Here is a 2,031-nt window from a genome sequence, read left to right as displayed (position 1 = left end):
GCGTCTTTATAAAAGATTTAAGCTGGGCGGAATTATGGTACTATCGTTCCAAAGAAATCATTCACCATGGAATAAAATCCCAAACGAAACAAGGAAATTAGTAATCGGAGAGGATATCATTTTTAGTTGTAATTCCCTCAATATCTCCTATCTCTTTTAGCCTCATCTCCATTTTTTTATGTTCTTATCACCCCCTCTCGTCCAATTATTTGATTATTCTAATATAGTCACTAAAAACCCGCTTGTAAAGAAAAATTCTCACCTGAATTTTTTACACCTCCTAAAATGTCGGTGCCTACAAAGAGCAAAGTCACTAAATTCCATACTATCAAATATAGCAGAAATTTCCTCTCGTGTGTCTCTCAATTCAATCTCCTTCCTTATAGCTCTCTTTAAATCAGGTAAATACTTGTATCCGCATATCCTGTTTAGCCTGGGCTCAATATCCAAAAGAGAAGAGGCAAGCCACCTCTGCTTCTGATTTGAATTCTTCCAATAGTCCACCTTGCCTACATTTTGCTCCACGCAAGACAATATAGATTCTATGCAATTAGTAGTCCTGAGACTCCTGCCAAGTTTTTCAAACATCCCAAGCTTATGCAAAGTTAGAACCTCATCTATCCCTTCATCTAAGCTCTTGACAGCCGATTCGTTAATAGTAGCAAGTTCTTCCCTTAACCTATCTATTGCTTCTTTTGTCTCCTCGTAAGTGGACTCCTTAAAAGCACGCTGTAGCTTCTTCCTAAAAGTATCTTGCCTTTTCTTGGGAAGATAACTCACTACATTCTCTATTTTATGCCACTGGCACCTCTGAATTAACGCCTTATCCCCAAATACCCTCTTTATACCCTTTATCAAACCTTTGCTCCCATCTACTACACAAAGTATTCCATTATCTATTTTCAAGCCTCTTTCAATCAAATCTTCAAGAAACTCCTGGCATACTATCCCGTTCTCGGTTCCTGACTGGACAAAGCCCAATATTAACTTTTTGCCTTCCATTGTTATTCCCAAAGCCACAATTAACTCATCCTCTTTGAATGTCTTCCCATCTATTAGGATTGCCACAATATCATACTCATCAAGTCTTCTCTCCTGTAACTCCTTAAGTTTTTGTGAACTCACCTTTATATATCTTCTTGAGATAGCGGATGGACTTAATCCAAATGCCTCTGGGATTGCTTGTGCCGCTTCTTCATACCGTCTGCAACTTATTCCAAATAGGATATTCTTAAAAGCGGATTCATCTAACTTATGTGGCTTTTTAAGGTACTCATATCACATTAATCTAACTTCTCCTCTTCCTTTTTTATCTCTCACTCTTGGGACATCTACAGGGACTTTTTGTTTTCCAAGGTATATTGAGCCTCCCTGTTTCCCCCACCGGTAGTAATCTAATTCATTATCCCTTTGGTATCTTTCTCCGGTTAATTGGGTCAGTTCATCCTCAAACATCTCATTTGCATAGAGTAAGCCCAGAGGGGTGAGTGACTGAGTGATTTCTGCTCGTATTTCTATATTTCGTATCTGTGGTAGTATATTTACGAGCCTTCTTATCTTGTCTCTTCTCTCTTTCACATTTTCTTTTTTCATATGCACCTCCAGTATTTAGATTTTAGGAGATGCCTCATAAATTTCAACTAAAATTAGCACACCTTCAGTAATCGAAATGAAGAACAAGTTTTCAGACTACAATACTCTACATCTTTACGACTTGTTTCGTGAGCGGTATCCGGATAAGAGCCTCTGTTATAGTACTCTCCGGAATATTCTCATCTCAGCCCATCTCTACACTACCAAAATAAAGAAAAGAAGGAAACCAAGAAAGAGGTTTGAAAAGGAGAAATCGGGTGAACTTCTCCAAATGGATACCTCAAGACACAAGTGGATTCACGGTATAGATGAGTACTTTAGTCTCATTGCTTTGCGTAGGGTGGTTGAAAAATATGGAGTATTTCAGGCTCTCTATACTGATAATGATTCTAAATTTAAGTATGAGAGGAAGAATCCTTCCCTTTACTTTAATTATCA

The 2,031-nt window shown here is 38.0% G+C and carries 2 protein-coding genes and 1 pseudogene; 1 reads left to right on the top strand and 2 read right to left on the bottom strand.

Features of this window, described 5'->3' with window-relative positions; genetic code table 11:
• Positions 1–258: 258 nt before the first annotated feature.
• Both QMD21_07635 and QMD21_07630 read right to left on the bottom strand, forming a co-directional pair.
• Positions 259–1,251: pseudogene (locus QMD21_07635) on the bottom strand (transposase).
• Positions 1,252–1,278: 27 nt separating this feature from the next.
• Positions 1,279–1,593, bottom strand: coding sequence for a hypothetical protein (locus tag QMD21_07630; protein ID MDI6856633.1), 315 nt, complete (start codon positions 1,591–1,593; stop codon positions 1,279–1,281).
• 76 nt (positions 1,594–1,669) lie between these two features.
• On the opposite strand from QMD21_07630, the gene QMD21_07625 reads away from it, so the two are divergent.
• The coding region (locus QMD21_07625; GenBank protein ID MDI6856632.1) for a hypothetical protein at positions 1,670–2,031 on the top strand (362 nt) is incomplete at its 3' end.

The organism is Candidatus Thermoplasmatota archaeon (genome assembly GCA_030018475.1).
In the GTDB taxonomy this organism is placed as follows: domain Archaea; phylum Thermoplasmatota; class JASEFT01; order JASEFT01; family JASEFT01; genus JASEFT01.
The sequence above is the reverse complement of the archived record's forward strand: the minus strand, read 5'-3'. Positions and strand labels throughout refer to the sequence as shown.

Coding starts and splice junctions, on each gene's coding strand:
- QMD21_07630 (MDI6856633.1), bottom strand. CDS start 1,593: ATGAAAAAAGAAAATGTGAAAGAGAGAAGAGACAAGATAAGAAGGCTC.